General features: G+C 37.0%; 19 protein-coding genes. 14 read left to right on the forward strand and 5 right to left on the reverse strand.

The window, feature by feature from the left end:
* Nucleotides 1–99: 99 nt before the first annotated feature.
* Entirely contained in the window at nt 100–783 is a 684-nt protein-coding gene (locus tag GGQ92_RS04440) for a universal stress protein (protein ID WP_184245017.1), read from the forward strand.
* Between the two features lie 71 nt (nt 784–854).
* Here the strand turns inward: GGQ92_RS04440 and GGQ92_RS04445 are convergent, their stop codons facing one another.
* Entirely contained in the window at nt 855–1,418 is a 564-nt protein-coding gene (locus tag GGQ92_RS04445; protein WP_184245020.1) for a tyrosine-type recombinase/integrase, read from the reverse strand.
* A gap of 178 nt (nt 1,419–1,596) precedes the next feature.
* Here GGQ92_RS04445 and GGQ92_RS04450 point away from each other — a divergent pair, with 178 nt between their 5' ends.
* From GGQ92_RS04450 to GGQ92_RS04460, 3 genes are all read left to right on the forward strand, one after another.
* On the forward strand, nt 1,597–2,025 hold the full coding sequence (locus GGQ92_RS04450; protein WP_184245022.1) for a YndM family protein: 429 nt from the start codon (nt 1,597–1,599) through the stop codon (nt 2,023–2,025).
* 304 nt (nt 2,026–2,329) lie between these two features.
* Nucleotides 2,330–4,048, forward strand: coding sequence for a sulfate adenylyltransferase (locus GGQ92_RS04455; protein ID WP_184245024.1), 1,719 nt, complete (start codon nt 2,330–2,332; stop codon nt 4,046–4,048).
* 155 nt (nt 4,049–4,203) lie between these two features.
* The gene (locus GGQ92_RS04460) at nt 4,204–4,578 is read left to right on the forward strand and encodes a carbonic anhydrase (RefSeq protein WP_184245026.1); all 375 of its coding nucleotides are present in this window, start codon (nt 4,204–4,206) and stop codon (nt 4,576–4,578) included.
* A gap of 49 nt (nt 4,579–4,627) precedes the next feature.
* On the opposite strand, the gene GGQ92_RS04465 is transcribed toward GGQ92_RS04460, so the two are convergent.
* Nucleotides 4,628–5,611, reverse strand: a complete 984-nt coding sequence (locus GGQ92_RS04465) for a diaminopimelate dehydrogenase (protein ID WP_184245028.1) — start codon at nt 5,609–5,611, stop codon at nt 4,628–4,630.
* Between the two features lie 502 nt (nt 5,612–6,113).
* Between GGQ92_RS04465 and GGQ92_RS04470 the strand changes: the two genes are divergently transcribed.
* The gene (locus GGQ92_RS04470; protein WP_184245030.1) at nt 6,114–7,253 is read left to right on the forward strand and encodes an alpha-hydroxy-acid oxidizing protein; all 1,140 of its coding nucleotides are present in this window, start codon (nt 6,114–6,116) and stop codon (nt 7,251–7,253) included.
* Between the two features lie 71 nt (nt 7,254–7,324).
* Here GGQ92_RS04470 and GGQ92_RS04475 read toward each other — a convergent pair whose 3' ends face one another.
* Entirely contained in the window at nt 7,325–8,839 is a 1,515-nt protein-coding gene (locus GGQ92_RS04475; protein WP_184245032.1) for an extracellular solute-binding protein, read from the reverse strand.
* A gap of 385 nt (nt 8,840–9,224) precedes the next feature.
* Between GGQ92_RS04475 and GGQ92_RS04480 the strand changes: the two genes are divergently transcribed.
* Complete coding sequence (locus tag GGQ92_RS04480; protein ID WP_184245034.1) at nt 9,225–9,974, forward strand: GTP pyrophosphokinase; 750 nt, start codon at nt 9,225–9,227, stop codon at nt 9,972–9,974.
* On the opposite strand, the gene ligD is transcribed toward GGQ92_RS04480, so the two are convergent.
* Nucleotides 9,971–11,719 carry a DNA ligase D gene (ligD, locus tag GGQ92_RS04485; protein ID WP_184245036.1) on the reverse strand — a complete coding sequence of 583 codons (1,749 nt, stop codon included), beginning with the start codon at nt 11,717–11,719 and terminating at the stop codon, nt 9,971–9,973. The two genes, GGQ92_RS04480 and ligD, sit on opposite strands and share 4 nt — an antisense overlap.
* Before the next feature lie 110 nt (nt 11,720–11,829).
* On the opposite strand from ligD, the gene ku reads away from it, so the two are divergent.
* From ku to GGQ92_RS04525, 8 genes are all read left to right on the forward strand, one after another.
* Entirely contained in the window at nt 11,830–12,660 is an 831-nt protein-coding gene (gene ku / locus GGQ92_RS04490; RefSeq protein WP_184245038.1) for a non-homologous end joining protein Ku, read from the forward strand.
* Between the two features lie 48 nt (nt 12,661–12,708).
* Nucleotides 12,709–12,888: an H-type small acid-soluble spore protein gene (locus GGQ92_RS04495; protein ID WP_184245040.1), complete on the forward strand. Its 180-nt coding sequence runs from the start codon at nt 12,709–12,711 to the stop codon at nt 12,886–12,888.
* 134 nt (nt 12,889–13,022) lie between these two features.
* Nucleotides 13,023–14,267 (forward strand): cytochrome P450, encoded by a 1,245-nt coding sequence (locus tag GGQ92_RS04500; RefSeq protein WP_184245042.1) that lies wholly within the window; start codon nt 13,023–13,025, stop codon nt 14,265–14,267.
* A 13-nt stretch (nt 14,268–14,280) separates the two neighbouring features.
* Complete coding sequence (locus GGQ92_RS16570) at nt 14,281–15,006, forward strand: CBS domain-containing protein (RefSeq protein WP_184245044.1); 726 nt, start codon at nt 14,281–14,283, stop codon at nt 15,004–15,006.
* Between the two features lie 28 nt (nt 15,007–15,034).
* Nucleotides 15,035–15,694, forward strand: coding sequence for a phosphatase PAP2 family protein (locus tag GGQ92_RS16575; protein WP_184245046.1), 660 nt, complete (start codon nt 15,035–15,037; stop codon nt 15,692–15,694).
* A gap of 87 nt (nt 15,695–15,781) precedes the next feature.
* Nucleotides 15,782–16,816, forward strand: coding sequence for an oxidoreductase (locus GGQ92_RS04515; RefSeq protein WP_184245048.1), 1,035 nt, complete (start codon nt 15,782–15,784; stop codon nt 16,814–16,816).
* Between the two features lie 167 nt (nt 16,817–16,983).
* Complete coding sequence (gene hisA, locus GGQ92_RS04520) at nt 16,984–17,736, forward strand: phosphoribosylformimino-5-aminoimidazole carboxamide ribotide isomerase (RefSeq protein WP_184245050.1); 753 nt, start codon at nt 16,984–16,986, stop codon at nt 17,734–17,736.
* Between the two features lie 38 nt (nt 17,737–17,774).
* Nucleotides 17,775–18,596 (forward strand): carbon-nitrogen family hydrolase, encoded by an 822-nt coding sequence (locus tag GGQ92_RS04525; protein WP_343068759.1) that lies wholly within the window; start codon nt 17,775–17,777, stop codon nt 18,594–18,596.
* A 55-nt stretch (nt 18,597–18,651) separates the two neighbouring features.
* Here GGQ92_RS04525 and GGQ92_RS04530 read toward each other — a convergent pair whose 3' ends face one another.
* A complete protein-coding gene (locus GGQ92_RS04530; protein WP_184245052.1) occupies nt 18,652–19,107 on the reverse strand; it encodes a DUF2269 family protein in 456 nt (151 codons plus the stop codon).
* Nucleotides 19,108–19,243 lie beyond the last annotated feature (136 nt).

A 19,243-nucleotide genomic window follows, 5' to 3' on the forward strand; every position in this document is an offset into this window, starting at 1 on the left:
TATAATGATTTTATTCTTGGAATTGACTGTTTAGATAGCTTGGGTTATAGTCATACATAGTCAATCAATAAGATACACTTTTATTTTGAGGTGAAAGCTATGGAAAACATCAAAGATCGCCTTGCCGAAAGTATTTTAGTTTGTGTTCATTATGGTCCAAATGGTGAAAGATTAATTAAACGCGGCTGTAAAATTGCCGGTTTGTTAGGATCGCCGTTATATATATTAACGGTAGACGCTAAGCCGTTTGATGAGATGGACGCTGAAAAGTCTTTTTATGTGGAAAGATGGAAACAGCTAGCTGAAGAACATCCATCAGCTGAATTTATAATTATTGATAATGAAAAAAGACCCGTATCTAAAGTAATCGCTGAAGTTGCGAGAGATAAGCATATTACTCAAATTATCCTTGGCCAGACAGCGCAAAGTAGATGGGAACAAATTACAAAAGGCTCTTTAATTAATACGTTACTTCACGATATTCCTTTTGTAGATTTGCACCTCATATCTGTCAACCGTTATATCCGTGACGAAAATGGCCAATATCAAAGAGGTACTAGAGCCTATCTAACAAAAGAAGGAAATCATTATCGATTAACTTTCAAACATACAACGACCGTTGATTATGAAGGTATTTTTTATAAAGAACAAGGTACGGATTTTGACAACGGAATTTTCCGTTTTATGAAAGATCAGGAGATGTACCATGTTCAAGTAACGGACGGTGTCGTACAAGAATTAAAAAAAGTCGAGTTAAATTTTGATATCGATCATCGCCAATAATGTTCAACTCTCCTATATATAGGGGAGTTTTTTTTGCGAAAATTTAATGCAGCAACTAGAACTCTTAATAGTTATAAATTAACATCGACTTTTATTAAATTTTTCTCTTCTTCTGTGATGCCAATATATTTAAGTGTCTCCGACCTAGAATGGTGGTGAAACAAGGACATGAGGATGGAGATAGCAACTCCTTTTCGATAAGCATGATACCCGAACGTCTTCCTTAATGTATGCGTACCGATATTACCGTCTAATCCGACTTCTCTCGCGGCATGATTAATAATACGGTATGCCTGCTGTCGAGTGATCGGTTGAGTATCTCGTCTCGAACGAAACAAGAAATCTTCAGGCAGCAAATTCCCATTATCTAAATATAAATGAAGAGCCTCATGTACCCGGACATTTAAATAGTGAGTCACTAATGCTCCAGATTTTCTATTTTTAATCGTTAGAAATTCTTTTGGTTTTTCATTCTCCCATACATCTTTCACCTTGAGAGTTAGTAAATCCTGTGCCTTTATCCCTGTATTAATACCTAATACGAACAAACAATAGTCTCTTTTGGAGGATTTTTTCAGTATATTTTTCATCTCGTTAATTTTACGAATATCTTTAATGGGAACGACGTATTCCATACACTTCTCTCCAAACTATGTAACATAACTAAATAGTAACATAAGTTTATGTAACATCACAATAATTTTATTACATATAACTATCTTTTTTTACTATCTGCTTTTCTGCCAATTTCCATACATTTACTCTTATAAAAACATGCCCTTTTCCCATCCTATAAAGGAAGGAGGAATAAAATTGAAGCATTTGAAAGCATTAGCTATCAAATTACCTGTAATATTTCTAATTTCCTGGTTATTTCTTGGACGAGTTGAAGGTTTAACTACAGGCGACATTATATTGATTGCTTTAGCGTTTGGTATTGTTGAATATTTAGTGGGTGACTTATTACTCTTAAGAAGAACGAATAATACAGTAGCGACTTTTGCTGATTTTGGTTTGGCACTTATCGTTATTTGGTTCATGGTGAATAGCATGACTCCAGTCAACGATTTTTTCTTGGCACCATTATTAACTTCTATTGGGATAGCAGTATTTGAATACTTTTTCCATAAATATGTTGAACGAAACATTCTAACTTCAGATAACGAGATAAGACGTCAACCATTAAGATATCAGACAGAATCATCACGTGAGCTGACAGAAATGAAAAAGAAAGAAAAGTAACATATAGAAACCGAACCATGGATTTTTCCTCAGATAAGATACATGGTTCGGACATATTTCTTCTTAGCATTTAAAAAATGGAAAAGATAGTGAAATTATTAGGAAATATGTTATTATTATACTTGTAACAAAATGTTCACATTTTATAATGTGTACCATGTCTTTCCGTATAACTACAGATAATTATTGTAGGGAACGGATTTTTTATTCCACTTCTAAGAAAGCGCTAACATCTTCAGAGGATTTAAAACATATCATATTAGATGGAGAGATAATGCAAGAGAAGAGAGGAGAAAAAAACGATATGGAAACTTTGTCAAAAAAGAAACTTAACTTTGAGAACTATCCACAAAAACCACATGGTGGAAAGCTTGTAGATCGTGTTTTAACAGGTAAAGACCGAGAAGAAGCGATGGAGCGTGCTCGTAGTCTACCAACAATCATGGTGGATTTAGAAGCAGTCATCACGCTAGAAATGATTGCAACAGGAGTGCTTTCACCTAATGAAGGCTTTATGGTAGAAGAAGATTACATATCTGTCTTAACAGAGGGCCGTTTAGCTAACGGAGTTGTTTGGCCAGTTCCACTTAGCTTTGCACCAACTGGTAGTAAAAATAGTGAAACAATCAAAAATTTATCGGTAGGTGACGAAGTAGCATTAGTAGATGATACGAAAGAGCCTGTAGCCATATTAAAGCTGGAGGATATTTTTGCGTATGATCCAGCATTCCGAGCGAAGTATTTGTTTGGAACAACGGATCGGAGTCATCCTGGTGTCGATTCTATTTATCGTAGAATGGGAAGAACAGCTTTAGGTGGACCTATCCAGCTTGTACGACGTGTTCATTGGGGACCATTTGAGAGCATAAGAATGGAACCAAAAGATACGTGGGAACTATTTTACGAAAAGAAAAAGTTAAAATCTGTAGGTGGATTTATTACTGGTGCTAATCCGCTTCATAGAGGTCATGAATATATACATCGAAATGCATTAGAGGAATTAGACGGATTATTTGTTCAGCCATTAGTCGAGATGGCAAAGAGGGAATACACTCGTCATGAATTTAGAGTGTTAGCCTACAGAAGTGTACTGGAGGAATATTATCCGAAAGAGCGCACGATTCTAGCTCCCCTTCGTGTTACGTATATTTTTGCCGGGCCACGAGAAGCTGTATTACATGCCTTAATTATGAAAAATTATGGATGTACACACGCGCTGATTGGTAGGGATCATGCTGGTGTGGGTGATTTTTATAGTAAGTACGATGCGCACAATGTGTTTGATACATTTACTCCAGAGGAATTAGGTTTGGATGTCCGGTTGTTCCATGAAGTATTTTATTGTACGAGATGTGATAATTTAGGAACCGAATTAACGTGTCCACATGATTTGAAATATCGAATTAACATTTCCGGTACTGGGATTCGTGAATTGTTACGGTATGGGGTACTACCTCCGAAGGAAATTGTTCGGCCAGAATCAGCTAGAATTGCTATGCAAGGTGTACAACCGAAAGGAACGGATGACCACAACCAAGCAATTAATCCAGTTGGTAAAACAATCAAGAGTATCTTTCCTTACTACTTGGAACATTCTCGGATTGGTGGTGCTAAAAGAGAGAACCCGCTCGATGTTGAAGAATTAACAATTAAGGATTTAGAGGATGCAATACTAGATGTTCGAGAAAATGCTTCACAAATTTATAAAGATATTTTTAGCCAATTTAGCTATGTTGCGGATACATTACGTAACACACAGCCTGATTGGATAACAGAAGCACATGCTTCCATGCATAAACAGCAGGCAATGGTTGTCGAATACTTAGAAGAAAAAGTAAACAATGCACCAACTACTGCGTCTGATGAATTTCTATATCAGGATAAAGAAGAAGCAAGTAAAGAGTTGACTGTAGCAAAGAAAATGTTTGACGATATTCCGAATGTGTTACAATCAGAGGATTTGGATTACCGCACTTGGAATCCATTGCCTTACCGGCGATATAGAGGGGATGACGAAGAATAGGGGGAGAGGACAGCCAAACACCGGCTGTCTTTTTTTATGAGAATTATCGGGTTATAAACCATACGAAAGATTTTTCAATTATTTTAAATAATCGGGTTTTAAGTGGTGAAAATAGGGTATAAAGCAGAGTATTATTTTTTTAGGGGGAAGGTTATATGGGAAAATTCGTAACAGCAATTAATTGTATGGACGGTCGTGTTCAAGAACCGGTTATTAAATGGTTGAAAGAAACGTATAAAGCGGACTATGTTGATATGATTACAGAAGCTGGGCCAAACAAAATTTTACTCTATGGACCAAATGAGACAATAGAAGCAATCAAAGAAAAATTGAAAATCTCTTATGAAAAACACGGCTCCAAAGTTCTAGCAATAGCAGGCCATTATGATTGTGCAGGCTATCCAGTATCACGTGAAAAAAAGATTGGGAAAATTAAGCACTCTATTGAACTTATTCAGACATGGGGTTTAGAAATGGAGATTGTTGGTCTGTATATTAATGAGAATTGGGAAGTAGAAGTTGTAGGGTAACATAGTAATACAAAAAACGGCTCTATCAGTATGATAGAACCGTTTATTTTTATAAATAATTTTTTCTTAAATCTGCTGCAGAAAGAGGAGAGATGTAACCTGGTGCAATATCATAGACTGTTTTCGCACCGAATTGTTTTTCCTCACTTAGTCTGTGTGCAGCACGAGCGTAAGCTACAAGGACACTAGCAGTAAACTCAGGATTACTATCTAACTTTAGTGAAAATTCATAAATTTGGTTATTGTCGCCCGTATTACCACCACGGATAACGAATCCGCCGTGAGGAGCTTTTGAATGATCTCTCTTTAACTCTTCTTCTGTAATAAAATGTACCTCTGTATTATAATCAGCAAAGTAGTTTGGCATAGTTTTAATTTCATTTTCAATAGCTGCCTTGTCCGCTCCGTCTTCTGGGACGATATAACAAACGCGGTTGTGTTTTTCAGAAGTAGATAATTCAGGATTACTACCACTTCTTACTTTTTCGATGGCATCTTCAGAAGGTATTGTATATTGAACGCCATTCTTTACACCATTAACGCGTCTAACAGCATCGGAATGCCCTTGACTTAAACCTTTACCCCAGAAAGTGTAATTTTCTCCGCTCGGTAAAATTGCTTCTGCCATTACACGGTTAATTGAGAATAGACCTGGGTCCCACCCAACAGAAATGACCGCTGTTGTATTACTATTCTCCGCTACTTCATTTACAGATTGATAGTATTCAGGGATTTTAGCATGTGTATCATAACTGTCTACCGTATTAAACAGTTTTGCGAATTGAGGTGTCTGTTCCGGAAGATCTGTTGCAGAACCCCCACATAACAGCATAACATCGATTTTATCTTGGTAATCTTCTACTTCGTCTATGTGTGCTGCTTTTATTCCTGGCTCGCTAATTTGTAGTGTAGATGGATCTCTTCTTGTAAAGATTGCTACGAGCTCCATGTCGTTCGTGTTCTTAATTGCTTCTACTGCACCTTTACCGAGATTTCCGTAACCAATGATACCAAGTTTGATTTTATCTGACATCTTCGTTCCTCCTTTAAAATTATCGCATTTCGACAATCTTTTACTTTCTTACTTTAAATAATTTTTACTAAGAAATCAAACAAGTGTACCTAGAATGTATTATTTTTTTACATTTTTAGGTATAAGCGAGGTCGGAAAAAGATGAAATAAAACGACTCGCGATAGGAGGTATGTGACTCGAGATAGAATGGAACGACGCGTGATAGGCACCATCTCATTTGAAGAAAAATGTGAGAATCCAATATTCAGTAGTGTGAATCCCATGTTAAATCACACAATCCAATATTCAGTAGTATGAATCTCATGTTAAACCTTACAATCCAATGTTAAGTAGTATGAATCCCATGTTAAATCTCACAATCCAATCTTGAACACTATGTATCCGATGTTCTACGTGCTTCTATAGAAAAAATTCACCTATAGCTGTGTGCTCAAAACTTGTATGATATCCTTTTTATAAGTAACCTTAAATAACAATGAAAATAAGGAAGGACAACGAGACATGCAAAATAGAGATAAATTAATTCAAGATATTAGTCAGCAGGAAGAATTTCCATTCCGGTTTGAAGATTGGGAACAGAAGGCGAAGGAAACGATGGAAGAAGGAGCTTTTGCCTATGTTTATCATGGAGCTGGAAGCGAGGAAACGTATTATCGAAATCAATCCGCCTTTAAAAAATGGGCGCTCATTCCAAGAATGCTTCGCGATGTTAGTCAAATAGATATGAGCATCCACCTATTCGGAAAAAAGTATACGACTCCATTTTTACTCGCACCCATTGGAATGCAAAAACTTGCGAATGGTGAAGGAGAGTTAGCTACAGCAAAAGCTGCAGAATCGCTTGATATCCCTTTTATTGTAAGTACGGTTTCGAGCTATTCTATGGAGGCTATTGCAAATGTCGCTCCTAAGGGACCAAAATGGTTTCAATTATATTGGTCTAGTCACAATACAGAGCTTTCCTTTAGTATGGTGGAGCGAGCGGAAAATGCAGGCTATGAGGCAATCGTTCTTACCGTAGATACGGTAATGGCTGGTTGGAGAATTGGGGATATGAAGAGTAAATTTTCTCCTTTGTCTTTAGGTTATGGGAAAGGAAATTACATGGAGGATCCTATCTTTCTAGATAATCTTGAAAATCATGAGGAAGAGACTATTTTGGAATCGATATTGGATAATATCCAACATCCAGGCTTAACATGGGACGCCATTGCTCAACTTAAAAAAAGAACGAAATTACCTATTTTAATAAAAGGAATCCTTCATCCTGAGGACGCGAAATTAGCTTTGGAATATTCCGTTGACGGGTTAATCGTTTCGAATCATGGTGGAAGACAATTGGACGGTGTTATTGCCTCCATTGATGCATTGCCAGAAGTGATAAAGGCAGTGGATGGCAAAATTCCTGTATTATTTGACAGTGGAGTACGGCAAGGGATAGACGCAGTCAAAGCATTGGCATTAGGTGCAAAGGCTGTGCTAATTGGTAGACCTTATTATTATGGATTAGCTGTACACGGTGAAAAAGGTGTGCGTAATGTAATGGAACGTCTTATACAAGAAACGGAAGTAACGTTAGCACTTTCAGGGATTAGTCAGTTAAGCGACGTTTCTAACATCGCTATAAAAAAAGATTTATAATTTTTAAAGGGAGGGGTTAACGTAGGACCCCTCCTGTTAGTTGAACAAGACAAATGTTACTCCATTAAAAGTTACTGTGACTCCCAAGCTTCGTTGTATTCATCGATGACATCTTGCCCACCAGCATTTAACCAATTCTCAATTGCCGCATCGAAACCGGCTTCATCAATCTGACCTAAGAAATAATTATATGTGGCATCCTCCATTATTTGATTCAATGTTTCAGAGACTTTTGCCCAAGTTGGAGAATCTAGAGCAACCGTCGGATCATGAACAAGATAATTATCGTTATCATCGTACAACTCATCGGCCTTTGTACGTGGTTCATAGTCGTAGTAGCCCATATAACGACCATTTGTCGCAGGTTCTCCAATTTCTAGAGGGGTATATGGCAGAATTTCACGGTTAAATGCATCTCGATTTTCTTCTATTACATTCGCTCTACCATCAATTATTTCATAGTGTTCACCTTCCACACCCCACATTAGTAAGTTAGAACCTTCTGGGCTCATTAAATAGTCAAAGAACTCTAATATCCCCAATAATTCTTCCTCTGTTTCCACAGATGCTTTCGGGAATATTAGCATACTTCCGTACCCTGGAATGGCACGTGTGCGATATTCTCCATCAGGACCTTCAATATAATTATGAACATCGAACACTACATCTGGATTAATGTTGACAGCATCTTCGTACATCGGTAGAACATCACCCATCGTACCGATATAAACACCCGCAGTTCCATTTTTAAGCATTGCCTGCTGGTCAGTTTTACTTGTAACAGGTGCATCTTTATTTATATAGCCATTATCAAAGAGACTCTTAAAATAGTCCATTGCTTCTTTGTATTCTGGAAACATAAACTGTGGCAATAACTCCCCATCTTTTTCTCCCCATCTATTAGGAGCTCCATGCCATGTTGCAAAATTTTCAAATGTACCTAGAATTTGACGATCCGTTAACCCAATTGTGTCATCTTTTCCATTGCCATCCGGATCGTCTTCTGTGAAGGCCCGCATCATTTCATATAATTCATCTAAATTGGTAGGTGCTTCTAATCCTAAGTTCTCTGCCCAGTCTTTACGATAAATTAAACCTTGACGAGAAAGTGGACGTCCTGCATACAGCGTGTATATTTTTCCGTCAATCGACGTGTTATTTAGAATATCAGGATTTAACTTACTTAGATTAGGGAAATCTTCTAAGTAGGGCCCGATTTCCCAATATTGGTCATCCCGCACGGCTTGCTTTTGTTGGTCCAACGTCACATCTTTTAATAGAAATACATCAGGTAGATCATTTGTTGCGATTGCTGTATTTAACGTCTCAGCATAGTTGTTATCAGGTACCCAGCGAATATCTAAATCTGTGTTCGTTGCTTCTTCTAACATTTCTTCTAAACGCGGTTCTGGTACTTCAGGTACGTGAAGGTTAAACATCATGGAGATTTTCTGTGGCTCATTATCTGTCTCTGTTTTTGTATCGCTGCTGTCATCTGTTTTATTTGTTTCTTCATTTGACCCACATGCAGCTAGGAAAAATAACATAGAAACCATACATAAGCTTACAAGCCAACTCTTTTTCATAGAAACCCCACCTTTTAGTTAATAGGATAAAAACATAAGATTAATTACCAATAATTACAAATAACAACGTTTTCATTTTTGTGATTTTTAAAAAATAACTCTACGACACCCCCTCTCATTAAATAAAGCGCTTACAAAATAGGATATGCAAATTTTATTAAATGATGATTGAACGACGAAAAATAAAGCGCTTACATTTTTAATGAATTATACATAAACGAATTGAAATATACAAGACTTTTTTAAAAAATAGTTCTATTTACTCTAAATTACACGCTATTTTCATAATTTATTTAAAAATTAACCATAAATCTTTGATACAATATACTAGAAAGGGTTTAGTTCATGTCAGATTGTTTTAATTGACGAAGGGAGTAGGTCTGCAATGATTGAACCAGTAAGAGAGAACCTGGTGATGTTTAAAAAGATGAGGGATGAACTAACAAGGTTTTCTGTTGTCTATAAGTTTGCATTAGACGAAATGAATACAAAAATTAATATTTTAAAGGAAGAATTTAAGTATATACATGATTACAGTCCTATTGAACATGTTAGTTCTCGTTTAAAAACACCTGAAAGCATTCTAAATAAACTTCAACGAAAAAATTTAGATATGTCTTTGAAAACGATTAAAAAGAACATACAGGATATTGCAGGTATTCGAATTACATGTGCATTTGCATCTGATATTTATACGATTAGTGAAATGATTTCACGACAGAAAGATGTAGAAGTTTTAGAAATTAAGGATTATGTTAAAAATCCAAAGCCAAATGGATATCGCAGCCTGCATCTTATTGTAACAGTTCCTGTATTTTTATCGGACCGCGAAGAAAAAGTTCCAGTTGAACTTCAAATCCGAACAATCGCAATGGATTTCTGGGCAAGCCTGGAACATAAAATTTATTATAAGTACGATAAAACTATTCCTGAAAGACTATCAAAGGAATTAATGGAGGCAGCTCAGTCAGCAGCCGCCTTGGATGAAAAAATGGAAAATATCCATAACGAAATAAAGGTTATTAAAGAATTTTCTAGTCTGGATTCGTCTGATGAAAATGTACTATTAAACCAATATAAAGATAACAAAAGTGCTATTACTGCATTCTTAACGCATTTTGATACCGAAAATTAAGTAGATTGTAACCAAGGACAGCCTTTATCGATTAATCGGTCTGGGATTGTGTGAACTGTAAACGCTTTTGGGTTCAATTTTTCATTCACTTCCTCCCAGAAAAGTGGAGTAGCAACTGTTGCTTCTTTCGTCGCACGACAAGAGTAAGGAGCAATAATTGTTTTCCCAGGTGCATGCTGGACGTAATCTAGATAAAGGCGATTTTTTCTGTTTTTCTTCAACCGCTCGACTGTAAACAAGTCTGGGAAATTTTCTGTTAAAACTAGAGAAACTGCTTCCATAAACACCCTTGTTTCTTGAAAAGTCATTTGCTTCTCCTTTAATGGTATATGGAGCTGTAATCCCGTTCTCCCAGATGTTTTGACAAGTGGTTGAAATCCTTTTTCCTCCGTCATCTTCCTAATCAATTGAGCAGCTTTAATAGCATCTGATAACTTGGAAAGGGAAGGGGGATCTAAATCAAAAACCATTTCATCTGGAAGGTTTGATTCTACGGTTTGAAAAGGGACATGAAATTCAATCGCGCTATGGTTTGCTAACCATAATAGACTCTCCAAATTGTTACAAACGATATCGTAATTCCCTTCTTCATCAGAAACACTCTCTAAAAAGTCAGGAGCATAAGATGGGACATGTTTTTGATAAAAGGACTTATCATGAATTCCATCTGGAAATCGGATGGTTGTTAAGCGTTTGTTCATCAGTCTTGGTAATAGAAACGGTGCAACTGTTCGTATATATTGTACATAGTCACGCTTCGTAACATCCGGGAAGAATAATTTATCAGGCTTCGTTATCTCTACGTCATCTGGTAACTGCGAGAGACCAAGTTTAACATTCTCTACTGTACAGTCCTCAGGCTTTAAATCAAAACGAAATTGACTGAAAACAGGTTCTCGTAATTCTCCATTATCTACCCCTAAACAATGAATTTCTATACAGACACTTGGATCTAACGTCCACTCATTTCTTTTTTTCTTCCCATTATTTTTTATAAAGGTAGTCAATGTCTCTTCTTCATTATCTGAAAAACCATTTTTAACTTTACCACAAGGAATTATTTCTTCTGAAGAAAATACACTAACATCAAAATAATCGTTCTCTACATTCCAGCCAGTTATAAAAGTTGGAAAAGACCGATAATATTTCATTTTCGTCCAGTCTTCGGAACGTTTTCCACGAAGATAAGAGGTTTTTTTGTTCTTTGCGATTATTCCTTCTGCTTGATGCAATTCCATGATTTTCTCAATGTCAGATAATTTTTTATAGGTTGTAATCAGCTGTAATTCATAATGATTGCCTATTTGTCTAAAAATGTCATCTAAATAGGATAACCGTTGCTGTAAGTTCTCCTGTACAGCATCTTTGCCTTTAAAGGTAAGGACGTCGAAACAAATAAAAGTTGCAGGTCGTTCCTTAGCAGCTTGGTTAATTTTTTCCGTATTTCTCGTTCTTCCGCGTTTCTGAATTAGAGAAAATTCAGCTTGAAACGGGGTGCGCAAAACGGTAAGCTCTCCATCCAAAAAGAGAGGAAGGTACGATTCTATTTGATCTTTGACTTTTTCGCATGCCTTTATGATTTCCGGAAATTGTTTCGTTAGTTCCTTACCGTTCCTACTCCATAGCCGAATAGAATCCTTTTCCCATTCCAAACCACAGCGGAAACCATCATATTTAATTTGATAGACCCATTCACTCCCAGTAGGTAAATGGTCATTATACACAGTAAGCATCGGTTTCCACATTGATAGCTCCTCCTAAATAAATCTTCCATCTTCTATATATTTAAGCTTATTGTTGCTTTTTTTGTATTTTTTATTTGCGCCTGGAGAAAACTACGATTAGAGGTGATAACATGCACACAATGTGGAAAGGAACGATTAGCTTTGGACTGGTGAATATACCCGTTAAGCTACATTCTGCTACAGAGAATAAAGACATTCCGCTTAAGAACCTTCATAAGGAATGTCAATCTCCAATTAAATATGAAAAAGTTTGTCCTGCTTGTGATAAAGAAGTGACGAATGATGATATTGTAAAAGGGTTCGAATATACAACTAATAAATTTGTCATTTTAGAGGATGAGGACCTTCAATCAATTCGTGATGAAAAACAAGAAAAGTCCGTAGAGATAATGGATTTTATCGATTTAAAAGAAATTGATCCTATTTATTTTGATCGTACGTACTTTTTATCACCTAATGAGGGTGGTGGGAAAGCTTATACGTTGTTAAGAGAAGCATTGAAAGAAACAGGGAAAATTGGATTAGCAAAAATTACAATTCGTTCAAAGGAACATTTAGCTGTTGTACGCTTTTATGAGAATACACTCGTAATGGAAACGATCCATTGGCCTGATGAAGTAAGAGACTATAAGGATGTACCTAACGTCCCGGAAGAGGCGGAACTGGTAGAGAAGGAATTGGAAACCGCAAAGCTCCTTATCGACCAGCTAACCACTGCATTTGAACCAACGAAATACAAGGATGAATATCGAAGTGCCTTACTAGACTTAATCGAACAAAAGAAACAAGGAAAAGAAGTTGCAACTGGTAAAGAACCGAAGAAGAAGGATAATGTGACGGATTTAATGGAAGCATTAGAAAAGTCATTAAAGAAGTCAACGAAAAAAACAACAGCAAAAAAGCAGACAAGAAAGAGAAAAACGGCCAAAAAAACGGGATAATTTTATATTTCTCTGGAAAAACTATGAGAGCAAGAAAGGGTGATATAAATGGATCCAAAACGTGCAGAAGAAATTAGAAATGCAGAAGAAATGGTACATGTTACGTATAATGGAGAGCAAGTATACATTGAGCATGTAGATGAATCTGCTGGTTATGCGACAGTTCATCCATTAAACGATAAACATAACAAGCTAAGTGTATCGCTATCCGAATTGAATGAAGCTTAGAGTAGAAATAATTCCCCAGACGAATAGCTGGGGAATTTTTCATACTTCGCTTTTAAACTTCGTATTTACGTAACGTTTTCTTTCCTCCTTATAGGGAACAATAAAATGGAAACCAATCGTTCGGAGGGATTATAATGAGTAACGATAACATGCCGAGGGAAGAAGGATTCGATCACACACTTCAATTACTAAAAGAAGGCTACCACTTTATTTTAAATCGGGAAAATCGATTCCAATCACGAGTATTTGAAACGACACTGCTTGCTGAAGATGCAATATGTCTTGTAGGTAAGAAGGAAGCTGAGTTGTTTTATGATAACGATAAATTTATCCGAAAAGGTGCTGCACCAAAAAGGCTACAAAAAACTTTATTTGGTGAAGGTGGGGTACAGGGGCTTGATGGCATACAGCATCGCCAACGGAAGGAAATGTTTCTCTTTTTAATGAACGAGGAAAGTCTAATGGCTGTGAAAACCATCTTACGCGATGAATGGAAGAAGGAGTTCACCCAATCTTTAAAAGAAATCAATGTATACGAAGCTGCTAAGAATGTTCTAGCAAGAACAGCATTACGATGGACAGGTATTCCATTCGAGCGAAGTGAAGAATGGGTAGAAGAATTATCACCGATGTACGAGTATGCATCTAATGTAGGGATTAGGCATTATCAATCTAGACGAGCGAGAAAAAAAGCAGAGGAATGGATGTTTGAATTAATTCGTGACTTACGGACTGGGAATCTCCATGCCGATCCGAAGAGTGCATTTCATCGATTTACTTGGCAACGAAATGCAGAAAACGAGCTACTAGATGAAGAAGTCGTTGCAGTGGAGCTCTTAAATTTGTTAAGACCAATAACTGCGGTAAGTGTTTATGTGACCTTTCTTATCTTAGCAGTTCATGAATTTCCAAATGAAGCTGACCTTTTACGTGGAGAGGCTAAATCAGACATGCTTGAACCTTTTGTTGAGGAAGTAAGAAGGTATTATCCATTTTTTCCATTCGTTGTTGCAAGAGTAAAAAATGATTTCGAATGGAATGGTTATACTTTTCCGAAAGATACGTTAACGTTACTTGACTTATACGGTACCAATCATGATCCAGACATATGGTCGGAGCCGAACCGATTTAACCCTGAGCGTTTCATGAATTGGGATAAGAATCTGTTTGCGTTTATTCCCCAAGGCGGAGGCCAAGTCGATAAAGGACATCGTTGTCCAGGGGAACAAATGACAGTAGAAATATTAAAAACGACTTTGGATTTCTTTGTGAATGATATACGTTACACGTTACCAGAGCAAGATTTATCTTATTCAATGAATGATATACCTAGTCTGCCGGTAAGTAACTTGCTCATTCATCACGTTACATTTGTTTAATGGAGGGACACATGTGAACGACGAAAAGAAAAATTTTAGCTTATCAGAACGATTTGAGGTGGCTTATAATCTTATTCATGATGCACTAAAGCAACTGGTCGACGGAGAAGAAGATCGATTTTCGGTTCTTCTTAAAGTTGGCCAGCCCCGCCACCATTTAATTGACCGCTTTTATAATGACCTGAAACAATATAGTAAGCTAAGAAATGCGATTGTACATGAAAAGAGAGAACCGGGATTATATATCGCTCAGCCGAATGAAGAGGTAGTAGAACATATAGAAAAAATTGCCGCTATATTTGGCAAGCCTATGACTGGACTATCGATTGCAACAAAAGAGGTGAAATTTTTTGAGACTACTCAATCTCTTTTAGAAGTATTAGAAGCCATTCAAAAATATGGCTATTCACAGTATCCAATTTATGAGGAGAAGAACTATAAGGGATTGCTAAAAACAACGCATATACTTTCATGGATGTCGGACACGTTACAAGATGGTAAAATTAATATTGCGGACAGGACAGTAGCAGATTTAATCCCTTATATAAAAGAAGCTCCGATTGAATTTGTACAAAAGGATATAAATATATTTGAAATTGAAGAAATATTTGAAGAAAAGCATCGTAGAAAAATTGATTTGGAAGCTGTTATCGTAAATGAGAATGGGGAAGAAAACCAATGGCCAATTGGGCTTATTACTCCGTGGGATTTAATTGAAATAGATTATACAGTGGATTAATCGCATTGTTTAGAAATTAGGTGTAATCGTGAAAAAGGTTATTTTTACAGTAATTGTATCACTTCTTATTATTACATCTAGTAGTATTCTATTTATTGAAATAGCTGAGGAAGTATGGGAAGAGGAGAGCTTTTACATTGATGAGATTGCGAATGAGATATTGCAGATAGATGATACACAATCCTTTCATTTGATTGCCACTTGGATAACAGAATTGGGATCCGTACCATTCCTCGTAACTACTACGATTTTTTTATCTATATACTTTATACTCTCCAATAAATATACTAGATGGACTGTCATGTTCTTGCTTGTAAATATGCTTGGTATAAGCGCCATCACCTCCTTATTGAAAATGATTTTTCAACGTGAGAGACCAGCAATTTTTGCGCAATTTGATGGTGTCGGCTATAGTTTTCCCAGTGGACATACGACTGGAGCCATCGCTTTTTATGGGTTCTGTGCTTATGTTGTATGGAGAAGTGGGAAAAAACATGTTGGTCGTATTTTATTAACACTATTCTTAACGGTATTGGCTGTTATGGTGGCTCTTAGTCGCATTATGCTCGGTGTTCATTACTTTACCGATATCATAGCAGGAGCGGCAATTGCAACTTCATGGTTAATCATTTGTTTGCTATTAATGGAATGGTTTACGTGGAAGCAGAAGGAACGCAAAAGTTCGTAATGCACCTTTTCATAAGTTGACAGAAGTGAAGTCTAACTTAAAACTTGCTATACTTGTTATAGAAAAATGCTACTAGGAGGAATGATTGTGAATACACTATTTAGCCCATTTACATATAAAAGCTTATCTTTAAAAAATCGAGTAGTTATGCCACCAATGTGTCAGTACTCTGTTACAAAAATGGATGGAACACCGAATGATTGGCATTATACGCACTATGTTAGTAGAGCAATCGGCGGAACAGGATTGATTATTGTAGAAATGACAAACGTTGAACCAGACGGTCGAATTTCTAATCATTGTCTTGGTCTATGGTCAGAGGAGCAGGTCGCTGCTTATAAGAGGATTGTTGACGGTATTCATGATAATGGTGCAAAGGCTGCTATTCAAATTGCGCATGCTGGTAGAAAAGCGGAGGATGCAGCTACACCTGTGGCTCCTTCAGCAATCCGTTTCAATGAAAATTATAACGAGCCTCGTGCGTTAACAACAGAAGAAGTAAAAGAAATGGTCGAAAAGTTCCGGACTTCAGCTAAGCTAGCAGTGCAGGCAGGGTTCGACGCGATTGAGTTACATGGTGCACATGGTTACCTCATTCACCAATTCCATTCTAGTTATACGAACAAACGGGACGATGAGTATGGCGAACTATCCCGCTTTGGAGTTGAAGTAATTAAAGCGGTGAAATCTGAAATGCCAGAGGATATGCCGCTAATTATGCGAATCTCCGCTACGGAATTTGTTGAGGATGGCTATGAGCTTAAGGATGGTATAGAATTAGCAAAACAATATAAAAATGCTGGTGTAGATATTTTCCATGTCAGTGCAGGTGGAGAAGGGAAAATCGCTTCAAGTCGTAATCCAGGTTCACACGAAGGATATATGGTTCCATTCGCACGTACTTTTAAAGAGGAGCTGAATGATACGCCAATCATCGCTGTTGGCCGTTTAGAGGATGCGGGACTGGCGAATGCGATTGTAGGGAACAATGATGCTGATTTAGTTGCTGTTGGAAGAGGGATGTTACGTGATCCATATTGGGCGATCAATGCAGCGAACGCTATAAATCAAGACATCGAAGTGCCAGAGCAGTATACACGTGGATTTGCTATCCGTAAATAAAGAAACTGGGATAAAAGTATGTAACAATCCGAAAAATATTTAATGTTTTTCCCGAAAGAGTCTCATATGTTGACTCAGCTACCTAAAAGTCATTTATTCTTCGGATATTTTGTTAGCATTTTATTCTAGTGGACTTACAGATAAAGCATTGGAGAGGGAGTGGCTTCATGCAATTTCGACCTTGTATTGATTTGCATCAAGGGAAAGTGAAGCAAATTATTGGAGAAACATTAAATAAAGAAGGACATGATGTTGTAGAAAATTATGTGTCCAAACACGATAGTACATATTATGCCTCGATGTTTAAGGAAGATAAACTTACAGGCGGACATGTTATTATGCTTGGTGAAGGAAATAAAGAGGTAGCCAAACAGGCACTACAAGCCTATCCGGGTGGCTTACAAATTGGTGGAGGGATCAATGAAGCAAATGCTGAAGAGTTTCTAGAAATGGGAGCCTCTCATGTGATTGTGACTTCCTATATATTTCAGAATGGCCAATTAATGATGGATAGGTTGCAGCGTTTAGTTGAGCGCATTGGCAAGGAGAAATTAGTGATCGATTTAAGCTGTAAACGAAAAGGAGACAGTTGGTTTGTAGTAACTGATAAGTGGACGAAGTTTAGCAATATAGAAATAAAGGAAGAAACGATAAGAGAGCTTGAAAATTATTGTGATGAGTTTTTGATCCATGCAGCGGATGTTGAAGGAAAACGTGGTGGAATGGATGAAGCTCTCGTTGCAAGATTAGCAGACATTGTATCGATTCCTACTACGTATGCAGGTGGAGTAAGTTCTTTAGAGGATCTTGCACGTTTTAAACAAATAACTGCTGGTAAGCTACATGTTACGATTGGTAGTGCTCTCGATATATTTGGAGGGGACTTAACTTATCGTGATGTGGTGAATTTTTGCAAATAAAACTTTCAGATTGCTACCTCCAACGGTGAGGTAGTTTCTTGTTAGCAGAAAGGGTGAAAGGTTTGAAATATTTAATCTATCAAATGGACGTGGAGCCAGCGAATCCAGAGAAGAATAGACAAAAAGTGAAAGACTGGATTGAGAAACAAGTACCACTCCATCAACCAGACACGATAATTTTGCCGGAAATGTGGAATACAGGTTATGCCTTAGATCAATTAGATGATGGTGCTGATGATGATGGAAAAGAAACACTAGAGCTATTACAACCTCTTGCCAAAAAGCATGGTGTGCATATTATTGGCGGTTCTGTGGCAAATAGAAGAAACGATGGCATTTACAATAGTAGTATGATTATTCGAAACGACGGAGAACTGATTCATGAATATGATAAGGTTCACCTTGTGCCTATGTTAGATGAACATAAATTTTTACAAGGTGGACAAGCTGGTGGGGCTATCTTTGAATTAGACGGAATTAAGATGGGGCTTGTGATTTGTTATGATTTACGGTTCCCTGAACTAATGCGTTCTATTGCATTACAAGGTGCAGAGGTAATTCACGTCGTAGCACAATGGCCAGAATCAAGACGAACCCATTGGAGATATCTACAACATGCGCGTGCTATCGAGAATGAATGCTACGTTATTTCAGCAAACAGTGCAGGAATTTGTAACGACACACAGTTTGCAGGAGAATCGTTAGTGATTGAACCAAATGGTGATTTGGTAGTAGAAGGTTCACCGAAAAAAGAAGAAACAATCCAGTTTACGATTGATTTAGATAAAGTGAAGGATATGCGTGAGAGGATACCTGTATTTTCTGACCGAGTTCCTAATTTATATAAAATGGATCAATAAAATAATAGGATTAAAACAAGCTCAACCCTTAGGGGAAGAGCTTTTTCTAATTCTATTAAAAAGGCTTTGTAATCATCAATACAATTACAATGAATAAGAAAGTATTTACTAGGTACTCCAAATGAAGAAGCTTTTTCGATGATTCTTCATATTGAGCTGGCAATTCTTTTAGGGAAGGATCTTCAAGGATATCTCGGACTGCTCTCGAATGCTTCTTAAGAAGGGTGGGACCCAGTACGAGTGCAATTAAATAAAGTATCATACTAGTAAGATACCAACCTTGCTGGAATAAAACGGGTTTTATTGCTCCCATCGTTAAGCCAGTAAGAAGTACCATCGTGCCACCAATCATGACTAAAACATGTACTTTTAATTTAACAAAATGTGCATAGCGAGCTTGAGCTAATGTTTTAGCAAATTTAGTAATCGTCGTAAGAACAAACCCTGGGCCTATGCCAACAATTGCTGAAAATATATGTAAAAAGACGAGAATTCGATAAAATGTCTCCATAATAACCTTCCTTCATAAATGCTCCATTCTATAACCATTATACCAAAAATAAATCTACCTCTCTGTGACGGATTTTCTAATTTATGGATCAATTTTTATTAAATGAATAATTTTTAGCGAAGAGTTGTTTCAGTTC

Origin of the sequence: Gracilibacillus halotolerans, from assembly GCF_014206945.1 — a bacterium.
GTDB classification, from domain to species: domain Bacteria; phylum Bacillota; class Bacilli; order Bacillales; family Amphibacillaceae; genus Gracilibacillus; species Gracilibacillus halotolerans.

Excerpts from the sequence above, each read along its gene's own strand:
- GGQ92_RS04440 (WP_184245017.1), top strand. The coding sequence starts at position 100 with ATGGAAAACATCAAAGATCGCCTTGCCGAAAGTATTTTAGTTTGTGTT.
- GGQ92_RS04445 (WP_184245020.1), bottom strand. The coding sequence starts at position 1,418 with ATGGAATACGTCGTTCCCATTAAAGATATTCGTAAAATTAACGAGATG.
- GGQ92_RS04455 (WP_184245024.1), top strand. The coding sequence starts at position 2,330 with ATGGAAACTTTGTCAAAAAAGAAACTTAACTTTGAGAACTATCCACAA.
- GGQ92_RS04460 (WP_184245026.1), top strand. The coding sequence starts at position 4,204 with ATGGGAAAATTCGTAACAGCAATTAATTGTATGGACGGTCGTGTTCAA.
- GGQ92_RS04465 (WP_184245028.1), bottom strand. The coding sequence starts at position 5,611 with ATGTCAGATAAAATCAAACTTGGTATCATTGGTTACGGAAATCTCGGT.
- GGQ92_RS04470 (WP_184245030.1), top strand. The coding sequence starts at position 6,114 with ATGCAAAATAGAGATAAATTAATTCAAGATATTAGTCAGCAGGAAGAA.
- GGQ92_RS04475 (WP_184245032.1), bottom strand. The coding sequence starts at position 8,839 with ATGAAAAAGAGTTGGCTTGTAAGCTTATGTATGGTTTCTATGTTATTT.
- GGQ92_RS04480 (WP_184245034.1), top strand. The coding sequence starts at position 9,225 with ATGATTGAACCAGTAAGAGAGAACCTGGTGATGTTTAAAAAGATGAGG.
- ligD (WP_184245036.1), bottom strand. The coding sequence starts at position 11,719 with ATGTGGAAACCGATGCTTACTGTGTATAATGACCATTTACCTACTGGG.
- ku (WP_184245038.1), top strand. The coding sequence starts at position 11,830 with ATGCACACAATGTGGAAAGGAACGATTAGCTTTGGACTGGTGAATATA.
- GGQ92_RS04495 (WP_184245040.1), top strand. The coding sequence starts at position 12,709 with ATGGATCCAAAACGTGCAGAAGAAATTAGAAATGCAGAAGAAATGGTA.
- GGQ92_RS04500 (WP_184245042.1), top strand. The coding sequence starts at position 13,023 with ATGAGTAACGATAACATGCCGAGGGAAGAAGGATTCGATCACACACTT.
- hisA (WP_184245050.1), top strand. The coding sequence starts at position 16,984 with ATGCAATTTCGACCTTGTATTGATTTGCATCAAGGGAAAGTGAAGCAA.
- GGQ92_RS04530 (WP_184245052.1), bottom strand. The coding sequence starts at position 19,107 with ATGGAGACATTTTATCGAATTCTCGTCTTTTTACATATATTTTCAGCA.